At 36.6% G+C, this 16,506-nt stretch carries 16 protein-coding genes; 7 read left to right on the forward strand and 9 right to left on the reverse strand.

Features of this window, described 5'->3' with window-relative positions:
- Nucleotides 1-82: 82 nt before the first annotated feature.
- Nucleotides 83-559, reverse strand: coding sequence for a GNAT family N-acetyltransferase (locus I580_RS13555; protein ID WP_010772081.1), 477 nt, complete (start codon nt 557-559; stop codon nt 83-85).
- 105 nt (nt 560-664) lie between these two features.
- Complete coding sequence (locus I580_RS13560; protein ID WP_010772082.1) at nt 665-1,030, reverse strand: hypothetical protein; 366 nt, start codon at nt 1,028-1,030, stop codon at nt 665-667.
- A gap of 241 nt (nt 1,031-1,271) precedes the next feature.
- Between I580_RS13560 and I580_RS13565 the strand changes: the two genes are divergently transcribed.
- The 3 genes from I580_RS13565 to I580_RS13575 all read left to right on the forward strand — a co-directional run bounded on the left by I580_RS13565 (nt 1,272) and on the right by I580_RS13575 (nt 3,607).
- On the forward strand, nt 1,272-2,036 hold the full coding sequence (locus I580_RS13565) for a C39 family peptidase (protein ID WP_010772083.1): 765 nt from the start codon (nt 1,272-1,274) through the stop codon (nt 2,034-2,036).
- A gap of 158 nt (nt 2,037-2,194) precedes the next feature.
- Complete coding sequence (locus I580_RS13570) at nt 2,195-2,893, forward strand: glucosamine-6-phosphate deaminase (RefSeq protein ID WP_010772084.1); 699 nt, start codon at nt 2,195-2,197, stop codon at nt 2,891-2,893.
- 153 nt (nt 2,894-3,046) lie between these two features.
- Nucleotides 3,047-3,607, forward strand: a complete 561-nt coding sequence (locus I580_RS13575) for a DNA-3-methyladenine glycosylase I (protein ID WP_010772085.1) — start codon at nt 3,047-3,049, stop codon at nt 3,605-3,607.
- Between the two features lie 38 nt (nt 3,608-3,645).
- Here I580_RS13575 and I580_RS13580 read toward each other — a convergent pair whose 3' ends face one another.
- A complete protein-coding gene (locus I580_RS13580; RefSeq protein ID WP_010772086.1) occupies nt 3,646-4,218 on the reverse strand; it encodes a DUF4865 family protein in 573 nt (190 codons plus the stop codon).
- A gap of 115 nt (nt 4,219-4,333) precedes the next feature.
- On the opposite strand from I580_RS13580, the gene I580_RS13585 reads away from it, so the two are divergent.
- A complete protein-coding gene (locus I580_RS13585) occupies nt 4,334-5,092 on the forward strand; it encodes a LysR family transcriptional regulator (protein WP_143141694.1) in 759 nt (252 codons plus the stop codon).
- Between the two features lie 34 nt (nt 5,093-5,126).
- Nucleotides 5,127-5,882, forward strand: a complete 756-nt coding sequence (locus I580_RS13590) for a MurR/RpiR family transcriptional regulator (RefSeq protein WP_010772088.1) — start codon at nt 5,127-5,129, stop codon at nt 5,880-5,882.
- 266 nt (nt 5,883-6,148) lie between these two features.
- Here the strand turns inward: I580_RS13590 and I580_RS13595 are convergent, their stop codons facing one another.
- Nucleotides 6,149-7,609, reverse strand: coding sequence for an AcpB/EbpR/MafR family transcriptional regulator (locus I580_RS13595; RefSeq protein WP_010772089.1), 1,461 nt, complete (start codon nt 7,607-7,609; stop codon nt 6,149-6,151).
- Between the two features lie 390 nt (nt 7,610-7,999).
- Here I580_RS13595 and I580_RS13600 point away from each other — a divergent pair, with 390 nt between their 5' ends.
- Entirely contained in the window at nt 8,000-9,478 is a 1,479-nt protein-coding gene (locus I580_RS13600; protein ID WP_010772090.1) for a lytic polysaccharide monooxygenase, read from the forward strand.
- A gap of 198 nt (nt 9,479-9,676) precedes the next feature.
- Here I580_RS13600 and I580_RS13605 read toward each other — a convergent pair whose 3' ends face one another.
- Both I580_RS13605 and I580_RS13610 read right to left on the reverse strand, forming a co-directional pair.
- The gene (locus tag I580_RS13605; protein WP_010772091.1) at nt 9,677-10,027 is read right to left on the reverse strand and encodes a DUF4260 domain-containing protein; all 351 of its coding nucleotides are present in this window, start codon (nt 10,025-10,027) and stop codon (nt 9,677-9,679) included.
- A gap of 2 nt (nt 10,028-10,029) precedes the next feature.
- Nucleotides 10,030-10,452: a MerR family transcriptional regulator gene (locus I580_RS13610; protein ID WP_010772092.1), complete on the reverse strand. Its 423-nt coding sequence runs from the start codon at nt 10,450-10,452 to the stop codon at nt 10,030-10,032.
- Between the two features lie 141 nt (nt 10,453-10,593).
- Between I580_RS13610 and I580_RS13615 the strand changes: the two genes are divergently transcribed.
- A complete protein-coding gene (locus I580_RS13615) occupies nt 10,594-11,214 on the forward strand; it encodes a GyrI-like domain-containing protein (RefSeq protein WP_010772093.1) in 621 nt (206 codons plus the stop codon).
- Between the two features lie 78 nt (nt 11,215-11,292).
- Here the strand turns inward: I580_RS13615 and I580_RS13620 are convergent, their stop codons facing one another.
- The 3 genes from I580_RS13620 to I580_RS13630 all read right to left on the reverse strand — a co-directional run bounded on the left by I580_RS13620 (nt 11,293) and on the right by I580_RS13630 (nt 16,472).
- Nucleotides 11,293-12,966, reverse strand: a complete 1,674-nt coding sequence (locus tag I580_RS13620; RefSeq protein WP_010772094.1) for an alpha-glucosidase — start codon at nt 12,964-12,966, stop codon at nt 11,293-11,295.
- A gap of 67 nt (nt 12,967-13,033) precedes the next feature.
- Nucleotides 13,034-14,686 (reverse strand): glycoside hydrolase family 13 protein, encoded by a 1,653-nt coding sequence (locus tag I580_RS13625; protein ID WP_034860295.1) that lies wholly within the window; start codon nt 14,684-14,686, stop codon nt 13,034-13,036.
- The gene (locus I580_RS13630; protein WP_010772096.1) at nt 14,607-16,472 is read right to left on the reverse strand and encodes a glycoside hydrolase family 13 protein; all 1,866 of its coding nucleotides are present in this window, start codon (nt 16,470-16,472) and stop codon (nt 14,607-14,609) included. The genes I580_RS13625 and I580_RS13630 overlap by 80 nt, the downstream gene beginning before the upstream one ends.
- Nucleotides 16,473-16,506 lie beyond the last annotated feature (34 nt).

Genomic DNA, 16,506 nt, shown 5'->3' on the forward strand with positions numbered 1-16,506 from the left:
TGTGCTTATTTTAGCCGATAGGAAAATAGCAATTCCTTTATAACTATAGTATAACTTGTTTGGGAGGTCTTGTGCAGTTGATTTACAGTATTTTTTTCATTGGTGTAAAAATAATCCCATCAATGACATGCTGATTGTCTGTTGGGACAAATCCAAGATGTTTATACACATCAAGTGCGTAAGGGGAAGAATTCAAGGTTACCTGGGTAGCGTTGTGAACAGTTTGACAATAAGTAAAGGCGGTTTCCAAAAGCTGACGAGCAATCCCTTGTTTGTGAAATCGCTTGTCGACAAAAAGCAACGATATGTGATTTGGTAAGCGTAACGCAATCATCCCTGTTATTTTGGTACCATTGGCGAAATAGGCCCAGACGATTAGATCCTGAGCGACTATTTGCTGTTTGATTGTATCAAAAGAGATATACTGCTTAAAATGTTCGATCCCTTCATTAGAGTAGTCTGGTGCTTCAAACTCGTGAAAAACATCTTGAACAAGTGTAAGTGCCTCTTTGAGTTCACCTTCATTTTCTGTTGAAAGTTGTTTGATCAAGTGATACATGATGTCCTCCAATTTCTTTTCTATTCATTTTATCATGGATGGAGTTGTATTTTTATAAAAAAGCAGTCAGAGAGAAATAGTATCGTTTCTCTCTGACTGCTGCGCTTATTTAATGAGGCGTTTGTCATTTTTAGACAAAGTGCTTACTTTTTTTATATGTTCAACTGTAATCATTCGAATTTGTTGATTATCTTCTTGTAGTCGTAACATGATTGAATCGCCTATATTTTTAGTAAGAATCCATCCGGATACTGTTTCAAATTTTTGAGAAGTCGGCACTTCTTTTAATTGTAGAACAACTAGACTTTTTTGAGCAGAAGCAACTTGTAATTTCTTAAAAATTTCTTCACGCTCTTTATTTTTACTCTGCTTATCTTTAGAGTCATCTAAAAATGCCGAAAAGAAACTTTGGGAAGATTGGCTGATCAATTTTGAAATGCTTTTCATTGTTGATTTGTGGTTGTTATCCATTCTTCTACCTCCTTCACGAATTTACTGTTACTGTCAGACTCTGAATAATCAGATACTACTATTCTACCTAATAAAGGGGAATAATTCAAGAAAATATGTTCGTAATCAAATTGTATATAATTATTCTTACTTGCTTTTTTCGTTAGTTTCAGTAATATTAGAAGTACCGATTACGTGTATGTAATTCGTTTGAAAGTGAAACGTTCGACTAATACTTTCAACTCAAAAGAGGGAGATAATAATGAAGCAAAAACAGAAAAAAAACTCAAACCTTTATATAATAGTATTACTAGTAAGTACAGCTTTTGCGGGTGCTCTTTTAGCTAAAATAGCGCCAATGGAAGCTGGTCATGGTTTTTCAGCTGTATTCGATGACGGAAAAGCTAATGAAGTAAAAGTGACTGAGACAAGTGAAAGTTCAAAAGAGCCAGAAAAAGTCAAAGAGCTAACCTATACTGAAAAAATCAATGAAGCATTAAGTCAAAATCAATTTGCGAATCGGATGCCAATCAATTTACTATTACAAACAGACGATAAATGGAAGGCCACGCCTTATGGCATGGGCAATCCTGAGGGGAATACCTTAGAAATCAATGGTTGTGCAATTCTTTCTTTGGCGATGGTATCTTCGTATCTGGATAATAAACAGTATACCCCCCAAGACATTCTTAACTGGTCAAAAAATGATTATTTTGTAGAAGGGGAAGGGACAGCTTGGTCAATCTTCTCAGATTTCGCGATGGAAAAAGGGTATCAATTTGAGGATCTTGTAACGGATATTACAGCCGTAGAAGAACACTTAAAGCAAAAACATCCTGTGATTATTTCTGTTAAACCAGGCTTGTTTACTGAAACAGGTCATATCATGGTGCTGAGTGGAACCAATAACGGGAAATTTTGGGTGAATGACCCTAACGATTCTGAAACAAAAGGACATTCAAAAAAAGAATTTACAGCAGATGAGTTATTGAATGAAGCGATGAATTTCTGGGCTGTATATAAGTAGCAACTTAAACTTTAGATAAGTAAAAGTCAACCTGTATTTGTGGTTGGCTTTTTTTGTTTCTTAAAAGAAAACGGTTTACTTTTTTTGTGGAAGCCATTGACATGGGATGGTTCCCACATTATACAATTGAGTTATAAAAAGGAAATGGAGTGAACCAAATGAAAATTATCATCGAAAAAAACTTTGAAGCAATGAGTGAAACAACTAAAAATATTTTATTAGGCCACATGAGCCAAGATAAACGTGTCAACTTATCTATTACAGCAGGGAATACTCCTGTTGGTGTGTATAAAAAAATGGTAGAGATTGTCAAAGATTCACCTAATTACGCAAATGTTCATTATTATAATTTTGATGAAATTCCAGTGCCGAATCAAGCAGAAGGAATTACGATCACTGACTTGCGTAAATTGTACTTGAATCCGGCTAATATAAATGAAGCCAATATACATCCTTTAACCATAGAAAACTATGCAGAGCAAGATCAACGCTTAGCGTTGGATGGTGGATTAGATGCAATGCTGATTGGATTAGGCGGAGATGGGCACTTTTGTGGCAATATGCCGACAACGACAAGCTTTGAGAATTTAACTTACAAAGTAAAGGTGTCAGGAGACGAACCATGGTTTGTACCAGGTGAAATGGAAAAAGGAATGGAATTTGTAACAATGGGACCTGTTAGTGTGATGCGAGTAAAACAGTTGATTTTGATTGTTAATGGTGAGAAAAAGGCTGAAATGGTCAGAAATGTATTGCAAGGGCCTGTTACAGAAGAATTTCCAGCATCTGTCTTACAGTTACACCCCAATTTAACGGTTGTTTTAGACGAAGAAGCAGCAAGTGAGTTGAATAAATAAAATCAAAGGGATTGAGATATAACTGGAACAGTTGTGTCTCGGTCCCTTTTAAGATACAGAACGTTCCTAGATGCAACCTCATTTGGTAATCCCGTTTACAAACGTACGTTCTCGTGTTATTCTTGAGTAAACTGAAAAAGGATGGAGACGACAATGGAGAAAACACGGTGTGATTGGGCTAATGGCAATGAATTAGAAGCGAAATACCATGATGAAGAGTGGGGGATTGCAGAACATAAAGATCAAAAACTTTTTGAAATGTTGGTGTTAGAAAGTATGCAAGCCGGTTTAAGTTGGTCGACGATTCTTAAAAAGCGAGATACATTGACTAGTGCATATGATCAGTTTGATTATGAAAAAATAGCTGCCTATACACAAGAAAAAATCGATTCTTTGCTCGAAGACCCAGGAATCATTAGAAATAAACTGAAAATCAATGCAACCATTAATAATGCGAAAATATTTATGGAGATCCAAGAAGAATACGGAAGTTTTGACAAATTTATTTGGGCCTATGTAGATGGAAAACCAATTAGAAATTATTGGAAAGAAATCAAAGAAGTTCCTGCATCAACAGATCTGTCGGATATAATCAGTAAAGATTTGAAGAAAAAAGGATTCAAGTTCCTGGGAACAACGACAGTTTATGCTTTCCTGCAGGCAACAGGCATAGTAGATGATCACGTACAATATTGTTTCAAGTGTCAAAAGTAAGATATAGAAAATTTAGAAAACATACGTGATACGGAATGTTAATGAGGTGGTTCTTTGCCCCCTTTTAACGCTTCATTAGAAGAAATATGAAGTATTTCATAGAGAGCGGCATCACGTTTGACTGGTTTCTTCTCATAAAAACTAAAAATTATTGCTTGCCATTTGTCTGGATTGTAGATGATAAGTTTTCCTAAGCTATTTTTGGGAAAAGTTTTTTGGATGTTCAATAATGTTTGTGGCACATCAGTCAAAGAGAGTTGTTGATTGATCAAAATGGTTTGCTCCAAGAGATAGGCAGAATCAGCAAAATTAGTTGATAAATCTACCGTTAAAGGAACACCGATTTTGCTATTTTGCCAGCCAAAGTCGCGGATGATGTTATCGTAAAATCCTCCAAAAATAAATTGATTCATCCCTTTAGAATCTTTCCATACATATAAAGGCGAATACGAATTGGAGACAGCGCCTGCTGTTTTAACGGAAATAAGATAAGCTTTAAATAGTAAGCCCTCAAAGTTATCTGTTTTTGTACCTTTTTCTTCTACACGCTCCCTAATTAGTGACATATCGTAATCATTTGGTAAAATTATTTTGTATTGCATTGCATTCATTTAAATCAGCTCCTAGTCTTGATAAATCCAGTATATTCTTTTTAAAAAGTATTGCATAATACGAAAAAATGATATATGTTATCAGTAATTGTGATAGCAAGAAATGGGTGGTAAGGTGGAATTGAATGATTTAGCAATCTTTCAATGTGTAGCTACTGTAGGTTCGATGTCAAAAGCCGCAAGGATAATGGGCTATGCTCAGTCTAATGTGACTGAACGGATCAGACTGTTGGAACAAGAGCTGACAGTTAGACTTTTTAAACGTACGAATCGAGGCGTTATACTGCTTCCGGAAGGGGAGAGATTAGTAGAGTATGCAACTGTAATTTTGACCCAAGTTGATGAAATTCAAAAACATTTTAAGAAATTACCGATAAAAATTGGTTGTACACAAACAATAGCTTCCAGTTATTTTAATTTAACTGCTGTCATCAATCATCAGCCAGAAATTGAGCTGCTGATTGATAGTGCAGTTAAATTAGAAGCAATGTATAGAAGTAATGAACTGGATGTGTTGATTACGAATAAAATGACTTCCCTTACTAATGATATCTTATTCAATGAAGATATTGGTTGGCTATCTGCTTTAGGTTCCCAGGAGGTTTACCTGATTAGCCGAGATAAGGAATGTCCGTATAGAAAGATGATGCTATCTTTAATCAATCCGCTGACATGTAAAATTGTCGAAGTTGACTCTATTTACTTGATGATCGACCTAATAAAAAAAGGAGCAGGTCGATCTCTATTACCTGAATGTGTTTTTCAGGAGAGACAGAATCAATCGTTGCTTTTCACTATAATTGAACGACAGGTTCCGATATATATCGCTGGAAATGCTATATACACGAAACAAGTTCGTTCATTTTTAGAGTAAAACAGCGGCTGATATAGAGAGGATTTGATTTGTTATGAGTGATATTTATAAAAATATCAATTCAAACTATGAGCGAATGTCAGAAGCCGAACGGGAAGTTGTTGATTTCATTTTAAAATTTAAAGATATTGAACGGTTAAAATTAAAGGATATTAAAGATGTTTTATACGTATCAAATGCTACGGTCATTAGAGCTTGTAAAAAACTGAATTATGCAACATTTAGTGAAATGAAAGCGGCGTTTGTTCGTGGAAGAGAAATCAATCGAGGCGATTGTCCAGAAGAATCTGATTTTGTTCGCGTTGTAGAGGACATAAAAAAGGATACGTTAACGACTTTGGAATTAGCTGACGAACAAACTATCGATCAAATATGTAATTGTCTGATTAACGCAAGAAGGATTTTTTGTGTTGGGACAGGTCCAAGTTTTCAAGTAGCGTTCGACTTTAAGCGCAAACTAACATTGAATGATCTTTGGGTCAATGTTTATTCAGATGACTATACAATTGAACGTATTCCTGAAATCTGTAAGGAGCGAGATGTAATCATCATTTTTTCTTCTGTTGACCAAGTAGATGAAATTAATGAGGCTATCATCAAGGCAAAGGGAAACGGTACAAAGATTATTGCTGTTACAAGCATGTCCGCAAATAAATTAAAATCGATTAGTACATATTCTCTGCTGACTGCTAGCCCTAGTAGTCAGAAACAAATGTATTCTGAATTGATGCTCCACCTGATGAGTACGCTTATTTATGAAAAAATTTTGACCAGAGTACCTAGTTCCTAGTGGATGTTAAGAATTAATGGACAGTAAAATCGGATCAAGAAGAAGAGGATGGGTTAAAAGCCACCAGCGTTTAGAACCAAGTAGGTATTGTACAACTTATTCGCACTCTAAAACGTAATAAACGGTGACCAAAAGTTAGGTTCTTCGGCAATTTTGCAAAAATCGAGCAATACGAATAGCGTATTGCTCGATTTTTACTCCAATTCCTCGAACCTAATCGATTTTGTCTCAGCATCCTTCTTTCTGTTCAGAGACTGTAAAACGTATTATTTACCAAAGTGATCTTCATAAACCAACATCAATTTATCAAAACTTTTAGCATCAGGAATCAGTGGAATAACGATGATTGGAATACTCTTGATATAAATTTCAGGAATATTGGTGATGATGCAATCATATTCAGAGGCTGCTTTTTCCAATTCCTCTAAAGAAGTAACATGCAGAGGTGTACAAGAAAAACGTCCTCGTAAGTAATAGGTGATCCGTTCAGAAAGCATATTCATATAGTCTAATCCAGAATTAAATAAAAGACAGGCGTTCATCGTGGGCGTTGAATCCTCTAAACGATCTAGCAAGTGTGGCCAATTTGTGAATAGAATTGAAATAGACTCATAGACCATATAGTCTTTATACGGACTTGAATAAAAAATAGCTTGTAAAGAGTGGATCAGTTCCATCGGGAAATGCCCGTATAAGTTTTTTATACTGGAAAGAAATTCTTTGTTTTTATCATGCAAAATATAAGTTCGTCCATGAATCTGGCATTCTAAATTATAAAGACGTATGAAAATATCGTCAAAATTAGCACATTTAGAACCCATTTTTTTTTCGATTTCTAATAGAAGAGCCTCGATTTTTTGATATTTTAAATAGGCATTACGGTCTGTTTTTATTCGTTCGCGTAAGGTGTCCAGAGAAGCTATATATTGATCGCTAAAAAATAAATAGAAAAACATATTTAGATTCGCTGAGTTTAAGGGCAACTTAAATTGACTGTAAAATTCATCACAGGCGTAGGGATCATTAAGGATGCTAGATTCTTTTTCTGGAATATCATGAAGGTGATTTTCACTATTATGTTTTAAAAGGTTGATTACAGTATATGTATAAAAACGTAATCGATTCAAGAGCGAAAAGTCTAAATTATAATCGGATGCATCGGGAATCGCTTGTTTAACAATCTGAAGACCGATTTGATCCAAAATAACCAATTGTGACGGCGTCAAAATACTTTCAGCTACGCCATACTTTTCATAAAAGTAATGTTGCATAAAATTACAAATACTATGTGGATCGCCAATGAGCTGCATTTTTTTTAAATTGATAGTAAAACCTTCTATCTGAAGAAGTTGGTTAACACGAAGAACGATTCGTTTGATTGTAGAGACACTAGTATAAAGGTCATCGGCTAGGTCAATGATTGTGGAAAAATTATGTAAGAAAATCTTTTCGATGAGCTGAAATTCAACACTATTCTTGATGAATTTTTGATAAATACTCGTTTTACAAAAGTCGAAATTTGCTGTGAGTCGAATACCGTATTTTTTTGAAGACTCAATCGTAGTAGGCGCGAGCAAGGCTTCTAGTTCGATAATGTCTGATTTTAGTGTTTTTACGGGTACTTTCAATGTTTCAGAGGCTGCAGAAAATGTGATCCAATCGTTATCGGCTAACAGTTCCATTAGCTCTAATTGGCGTTTGGATCGTGAGGAGAGGATTTCTTTCATGATATCACTACTTTCTTTTTTTATGTTATTTTTTATATTTGTTCATATTATAATGAAATAAATTTCAATCTATCTCTTATTTTAACTTGAAACAAGTTATTTTGTCTATATATCAATAGATAATAATGTGTGTTTTTTTAAAATGATTTAAAAAACATAGTCCAAAAATTTCTTTTTAGTAGAAAAATGTGACCTTTTAACGGTGGTTTTTTGGATAACATTTGTAATGTTTATATATAAATGTTTAAAAAATGTTTATATTTATATAAAATAGTTAGATTTGATCAAGTATGATCTTTTTCCGTCCATAAATGACCCTTTTTTTTCTTACATAAGGTTTAAACTAATGTTAAGCCAGTTAAAGGCAAAAACAATCAATGGAGGAGAATTATGAAGAAAAAGTTATTAGGATTAGCGTTGATGTCAACAATTATTTTAGGTGGATCAGGACTGTTAAGTGCAGAAGAAGCAAGTGCACATGGTTATGTAGAAAAACCAGCAGCGCGTGGTTACCAAGGTTCATTAGATAAAAATACTATTGGCTGGTCAGCAGCGATGGAAAAATATGGAATGGTTATCACAAATCCGCAATCACTTGAATTTGATAAAGGTTTTCCGCAAGCGGGACCAGCTGATGGACAGATTGCATCTGCTCAAGGTGGTAAAGGACAAATTACTGATTCCGTAATGGATAGTACTGGTTTAAACCGTTGGACTAAACAAGATATCAATACGGGAGTTAATACGTTTACTTGGCATTATACGGCACCTCACAGTACGACTAAATGGCACTACTACATGACAAAAGTTGGATGGAACCCAGATAAGCCATTATCAAGAGCTGATTTTGATTTTCTTGGGGAAGTAAAGCATGATGGTTCAGCTGCTTCAAATAATAAATCTCATCAAATCACTGTTCCAGAAAATCGTTCAGGTTACCACGTGATCTTAGCTGTTTGGGATGTAGCGGATACAACGAATGCATTTTACAACGTGATTGATGTGAATGTAAAAGGTGGCGGAGAAATTACGCCTCCAGTCGAGGAAACACCTGCAAAACCAGCAAATGTTAAAGCATCAGATGTTACAACATCTTCACTTAAATTAACGTGGAATACTGTTGCGAACGCAAAAGAGTACAATGTATATCGTGGTGGTAAAAAAGTTGCCACAGTTGGTGGGACTCAGTTTAACGATGCAAACTTATCAGAAAACACAACATATTCATATCAAGTAGAAGCAGTCGGAACGAACGGTAAAGTTTCTGAAAAGAGTGCAACAGTAAACGTAACAACACAATCATCTGCTGTAGAAGATAATCAAAAACCATCTGCACCAACCAATGTTCATTCAATGGGAACTACTGAAAACACAGTAGACTTAATGTGGACAAAATCAACACATTTCTTAGGTGTTAAAAACTATGAAGTGTACCGTGATGGTAAAAAAGTTGCGACAACTGAAAAAACAAGCTTTAAAGATACTGGTTTAAAAGCTAACACAACTTACACATATACAGTAAAAGCAATTAGTGTTGGCGGAAATGTTTCAGAAACTAGCGCTGCATTTTCTGTGAAGACAAAGGAAGCACCAACTGGTCAAACAACATGGGATGCTGATAAAATTTACAACTATGGCGATAAAGTAATCTTCAATGATTTAGAATACGAAGCAAGATGGTGGACAAGAGGCGAACGTCCGGATCAATCAGACGTTTGGAAACTTCTTTCAAAAAAAGCCGTGAACTGGCAAACAAGTAAAGCATATAGCGGTGGTGACACAGTAACATTCCAAGGTGATACGTACAAAGCAAAATGGTGGACACAAGGCAACGAACCAACAACTTCAAGTGTTTGGGAATTAATTTAAGCACTATCACCTGTACGACATAGTAATAAGTAAAGAGTAACAATGACATAGAACAAAAAGAAGAGGCTGAGGCAATAGTCGATTAGGTTCGAGCAGTTTCGCCAAAATTGTCGAAGAACCTGGTTCTTGGCCACTGTTTATTACGTTTTAGAGTGCGATACAAAACTGATTTTTAGTTTTGTATCGCACTCTTCTTTTTTATAGATTCTGAATATGTGTATGTTTAAACGCGTCAGAGTATTTAAGTCCATACCCCATTGCTCGATCCATAAAAATATGAGCAGCCCAAATGAGAGAAACTGCTAATAAAAAAGAAGTGCTAGTAAAAAGGGAAATAAAAGTCAGTGCTACTGGAAGAACTAAAGTATGACCTAAATTATAGAGTTTAGCGCCAATTATTGGATCGTGTCTATAGCCAAGTATTGTGATATCTGGTAATAAGAGAAAAAGAAAGAAATAAAGAATTGGAAAGCCTAATTTAATATACAAGGTCAATGCTAAAAGAAAAAGAGCGCCATCTTCCAGTTGTAAGATTGTTTTATTTGTCATGGTTAGATCTCCTTTAAACCATAGTTAGATAGTTGATTGATCAAAGCGAATAATTCTGCTTGATTTTCTGTATAGTTGTTCTCTTCGATGGTGGTTCGCAGCTTGACTAATAATTTGTGAGACAGTTCGTAAAAAGCTATTTTTTGTTCGATGTAGTTGATTTTTTTGGTTAAAAAGTTGGTAGAATCGTTGTTGCATTGAGTGGAAGTTGGCTGCCTTTTTAGTTCCAATACATAATTGATTTCTTTTATTGAAAAATCCAACTCTTTCAATGCTAAAATGATTTTTAAATCTTGTTGATCAACTTCTGAAAATTCCCGGTAACCATTTGCTAGTCGTTTAGGCTTTAGTAAACCAGAACGCTCGTAAAAGCGAATTGCATCTGTTGATAGGTTGAATTGTTGCGCGAATATAGTGATTTTCATGGTGGTTTCCTCCTCTAGTGTTAGTCTAACATTAGACATAGCTCCAAGGTCAAATGAAATAGTAGGAGATTATTTTTCGTTTTTTGCCAAAGAAGAGTCGATAAAGTAAAATGATGTTAAAGAGAATCAGGAGGAAAAGTAATGAAATTTGAGTGGCGAAAACAAGAAAAGGAACTCTATTTACCTAAAAACAAACCGGCAGAATTAACTGTGCCAAAACAGAAATTTTATACGATTTCTGGAAAAGGTGATCCAAATAGAAAGGCCTTTGGTGAAGAAACGGCTGCGCTATATGCGATGTCGTATGGTATTCGCATGATGCCTAAAAATGGAGGTGCGCCAGATGGATACTTTGAGTATACGGTTTACCCGTTAGAAGGTATCTGGACATTGTCAGATGAGGCGGTGGCTGAGAGAAGGAAGTTTGATAAAGCAGATTTGGTGTATAAAATTATGATTCGTCAGCCTGATTTTCTAACGGAGGAATTGGCGTCGGCTAATTTAGAAAGAGTTGCGCAAAAGAAACCCAACCCAAATAATCAAAACGTGAAGTTTGAAACGATCGAGGATGGTCAATGTGTACAGATGTTGCATCTAGGATCATATGATGATGAATACAAGACATTCGAGGTGATGGCACAATATTGTAAGGAACATCAGTTGAATAGGACGACATTTGCACATAGAGAAATCTATCTTTCTGATCCCAGAAAAGTAGCGCCAGAAAAGAGGAAGACCGTATTACGATACTTTGTTGAGTAGTGAATAAAAAGGAGGCGAGACATCACTCTACAAGTCACATCTACGCCTCCTATGATCCGAATAAATACTGATGTCTATTTAACTTGTGATTTTACGATAAACATGAGCTTCATAATCAGAAAGAATCATTTGTTCTGTTAGTGGTTGCTTTTCAGTCGTTGTTAGGATTTCTTTCCAATCAGAATAATCCCAAGAATTTGGAAACGAAATGGTTGTCTGTTCACGATCTAGTTGGACTAAAATCAGCCAAGTCTCTGTCGTAGTTGTACGTGTATAACAAAAAATAGTTGGGTGTTCAGGTAGCAGCAATTCGAATCTACCATAAATAAGGGCGTCAGTTTGTTTTCTTAAACGAATTAAAGCTTGATAATAATGGTAAATACTGCTGCTTTCAAGATCTTTTTGGGCTGCGTTGATCATGCGATAATTGTCGTTGACCTTCAGCCAAGGTTCGGCTGTCGAAAAGCCACCGTGTAAAGTGTTTTCCCATTGAAATGGTGTTCGACTATGATCTCTCGACCAGTTTGTGGCGATAGCTAGAGCGTCTTTACTGATCGTCCCTTGCTCCAGTAAAGTATGGTAAAAATGAATGGTATCTGTTGCGTCGATTTCTCCGATGGAACCAAATGGATAATTTGTCATACCAACTTCTTGCCCTTGGTAAATGAAAGGTGTTCCTTTCAGTAACAAAAGAACTGTCGCTAAAGCTTTGGAAGCTTCAGGAGAATCATCGCCATAAACGGAAACACTTCGAGGGGTATCGTGATTTTCCAAGTACAGAGCATTCCAACCATTATCAGCTAGACTTGTTTGCCATTGGTTTAAAGTGTATTTCAAGTGTGGAACAGATCCTTTTTGATGACCGAGATCTCCAATGCGTTCACAGTGTTCTAACTCAAAAATCATATTGAAGTAACCTGTGTCACCTGTCCAAGCGGCTGCTTCGTGGTGCGGAACACCGCTCGCTTCACCGACAGTCATAACATTGTATTCGTTAAAGATCGCTTTTAATTCCTGTAAGTAGGTTTCAATACCAGAGACATTCATGAAAGGCGCCCATTGATTATCTGTAATGTTAAAATCCCAAGGTTCTTTTTGGATATGGCTGATTGCATCTACTCGGAAACCGTCAATACCAAGATCCAACCACCAGCGAATCATCTGATAAATTTCATGGCGGACTTTTGGATTTGTCCAGTTAAGATCGGGCTGTTCTTTGGCAAAAACGTGAAAGTAAGATTGACCTGTTGTTTCATCATATGTCCAAGTTGAGCCGCCGAAAAAAGATTGCCAGTTGTTAGGAGGTAGGTCCTTTGTTGCATCTGCCCAATGATAATAGTCTCGATAAGGGTTCTGTAAAGATTTTTTTGATTCTAAGAACCATGGATGTTGATCGCTTGTATGGTTGACTACGAGATCCATAATGATTTTCAAATCTAAGGCATGAGCTTCGTTAAGTAAGGCTTGAAAGTCTTCCATTGTGCCGAAGTCTTCGTGAATTGCTTGATAATCAGAAATATCGTAGCCGTTATCGATATTTGGTGATGCGTAAATTGGATTGATCCAAATGAAGTCGATTCCTAGCTCTTTTAAGTAGGACAACTTTTCGCGAATACCATTGAGATCACCAATTCCATCATGATTACTGTCTTTAAAACTGCGTGGATAAATTTGATATCCTACAGCATTTTCCCACCAATTTTGTTGTGCTGTTGTATTCACTTCTTTTGTTTGAATAGCTGAGTTAGGCATATTTTTTCCTCCTAAATTTAAGCGCATAGCTAGAGAGTGTTAAAAACTGAAAGGTTAACGCTTGAATCTAGCTTGGATAATTAGATACATCAACAACAAAAGCTTCGTAAGGCTCTAACGTTCTGTCAAAAAGCTCCGTATAGTCTTTTTCAGTATTTGTAATAATCGTTTCTACTGCGAATTTATCTAGCGAAAAAATTTGCTCTTGATCAGAAAAATTACAAACAATTAGCCAGCTTTGTTCTCGATAGTGGCGATAATAAGCAAAAACATCCGTTGCAGTATCTTCGATTAATTCAAAACTGCCCCAAACGATCAATGGACAATTTTTGCGGAGTTTAATCAGCTTTTGATACGTATAAAAGACAGAGTTTGTATCTGCTAATGCTTGTTTAGCGTTGATTTCATGATAGTTTTCGTTAACGGTAAGCCAAGGTGTTCCAGTTGTGAAACCGGCATTTTCAGTATCATCCCATTGCATAGGTGTGCGAGCGTTATCGCGACCTTTGGCGTTGATAGATACTAGAATATCTTCTTTTGCATACCCTTTTTGGATTCGATCGGCATACATATTTTTACTTTCAATATCTTCAACTTCTGTGATATCGTGGATCACACGATTGGTCATCCCGATTTCTTCACCTTGATAAATATAAGGTGTCCCTTTTAACATGTGAAGTGAAATTGCCAACATTTTAGCGCTTTGTACACGGTAAGCACTATCGTTACCCCATCTTGAAACGATTCGGGGCAAATCATGATTGTTCCAGAATAAAGAATTCCAACCCTGATCACCAAGTTCTGTTTGCCATTTTGAAAAAACTTCTTTTAGTTCAGTTATTTGCAAAGGGCGTAGATCCCATTTGCTCTTTCCAGGTTCCTCATCTAATCCAATGTGTTCAAATTGAAAGACCATTGAAAGTTCGTTTCTTTCTGGATTAGAGTACAGCTTAGCGATTTCAGGTGTGGCTCCCCACGTTTCCCCAACGGTTAATAAATCTTTTCCTCCAAATGTTTGGGCGTTCATTTCTTGTAGATAGTCATGCAATTTTGGGCCATTTCCGGTTATTTTTTGATCGGGTATTTTCCCAACAAGATCGATCACATCCATACGAAAACCGCCAATTCCTTTATCGATCCAAAAGTTCATCATGTTGTAGATAGCTGTTCGCACATTTTGATTTTCCCAATTCAAATCCGGCTGTTTTTGACTAAATAGATGCAGATAATATTCACCAGAAAGCTCGTCTAATTGCCATGCAGAACCTAGAAAAGTTGATTCTAAGTCATTTGGGGCTCCTCCTCCAATGCTTTCCTGCCGCCAAACATAGAAATCGCGGTAGGGATTTTCTTTTGAGGAGCGGGATTCAATGAACCAGGGGTGTTCATCGCTAGTGTGATTGACCACGAGATCCATAATGATTTTTATCTCTCTTTGTTGGGCTTCTCGGATCAGTTGTTCCATATCGCTCATAGTGCCAAACTCGGCCATGATTTGCTCGTAATCGCTAATGTCATAACCGTTGTCGTCGTTTGGTGAACGGTAGACAGGGCTGAGCCAAATTGCACTGATTCCTAACTTTTTCAAATAATCCAACCGTTGAATGATTCCAGCTAAATCACCAATACCATCACCGTTACTATCTTGAAAACTCCGTGGATAAATTTGATAAACGACGGCTTCCTGCCACCAATGAGTGTTTGTTTCCTGATAGGTCATTTTTTTCAATCCTTTCTATGTTGTCTACTGATACAGCAAAACCGTATGGTGCAAGTTCAATAATATTTTTATCTAATGAGTGCATATTGGTCGAAAATAAAATCGTTTCTTTTTCAAGATAAATGGGGGTCTGGCCCGTGTTAAAAATACTGCGGATCATTTTTCCTTCGTGTTCATAGGCAAAGTCGATGAGCCCGGTTTGTTCATTGATTTCCTGCCAGCGTAGTTTTCCTTCTGATAAGAGTGGTTGATATTTTTTTCTAAAGGCAATCAAGGTCTTAACGAATTCATACATGTCTAAATCTTGTTGCTCTGATTCCCAAATCATACATTTACGACAATCAGGATCACCGGCTCCGTCCATAGCGTATTCATCTCCGTAGTATAGACAAGGCACCCCTTTTTGCAAGTAAGTAAATGCTAAAACTTGTTTCATCAGCTCTTTGTCATTTTGAGCGATTGTCAGCAAACGAGGGGTATCGTGAGAGTCAAGTACATTAAACATGATTTGATTGGTTTGTTCACGATAAAGCATTAACTGATGATTTAGTTCGGAAACGAGTTTGCTTAATGAGATCGTTTTATAGACAAAATAGGAAAGAATTGCATCAGTAAATGCGTAATTCATGACGCCGTGAAATTCATCGCCTTGAAGCCATGCTTGAGAAGAATGCCAAATTTCGCCGAGAATATAAATGTCTGGTTTAGCTTCTGTACAGACATCGTGGAATTTTCGCCAAAAACGATGATCTACTTCATTTGCTACATCTAATCGCCAAGCATCAATATCGAATTCTGCGATCCAGTAACGGGCAATCTCTAATAAATAATCTTGCACTTCCTTGTTTGCTGTATTTAATTTAGGCATATGTGGAGTGAAAGCGAATGTATCGTACGTAATATTATCGGAGAATTCAAAATTCGCTGTTGGTGTGTAAGTAACTGGGAATTTATGAATATGGAACCAGTTGGCATAAGCTGACTGTTCTCCATTTTTGATTACATCTTGCCACTGAGGTGAAAAGTCACCCATATGATTGAAAACAGCATCCAACATGACGCGGATACCGCGTTTGTGGCATTCTTGTACAAGTTTCTTAAAGAGAACCTTATCGCCAAAAGCGGAATCAATCTCAAAATAATCAATCGTATCATATTTGTGATTGCTAGCGGCTTGGAAGATTGGGCAGAAATAAATCCCGTTGATTCCAAGATCCACCAAGTGGTCCAAATGATCTAAAACACCTTGTAAATCACCACCAAAAAAGTCATTCCGATCAGGATGCGCTTTACTTCCCCAAGGTAAAGTCCCTGTTGGATCATTCGTTGGGTCGCCATTGGCAAAACGTTCAGGGAAAATTTGATACCAAATTGTTTCTTTTACCCACTGAGGTGCTTTGAAACGGTCTGCTTCATGGAAATACGGTAATTTAAAATAATTACTGGCGGTTTTTAACGTGGTTTCTTGATATGGGAAAAAACCGTGATCGCCATAAAACAGCATAGTCCCATCCATGCCTTCTATCTTAAAAGCGTAGCTTAGGCGTCTAAAAGGTGCAGAAGTTTCGACAGTCCAATAATCGTGAGTGGTAGTAGATAAGTATTTTTCCATTGGAATTGTTAAGTTGAACCACTCGCTGTGCTCAAGCTGGTATGGATCACCATTCAGTAGTTCGACACTTTTGATGTCCTCTCGTCCCGTTCTTAATCGAATGTGCATTTTGTCTGATGTATATAAATAAGCAAATTCACTTTCTGGTTGATGGTGGATTGCTGCAGTATTCATCTAATTTGTCCCCCTATAGTCGCCTTAGTATGTT

The sequence above is a fragment of the Enterococcus caccae ATCC BAA-1240 genome (genome assembly GCF_000407145.1).
Taxonomy (GTDB): domain Bacteria; phylum Bacillota; class Bacilli; order Lactobacillales; family Enterococcaceae; genus Enterococcus_L; species Enterococcus_L caccae.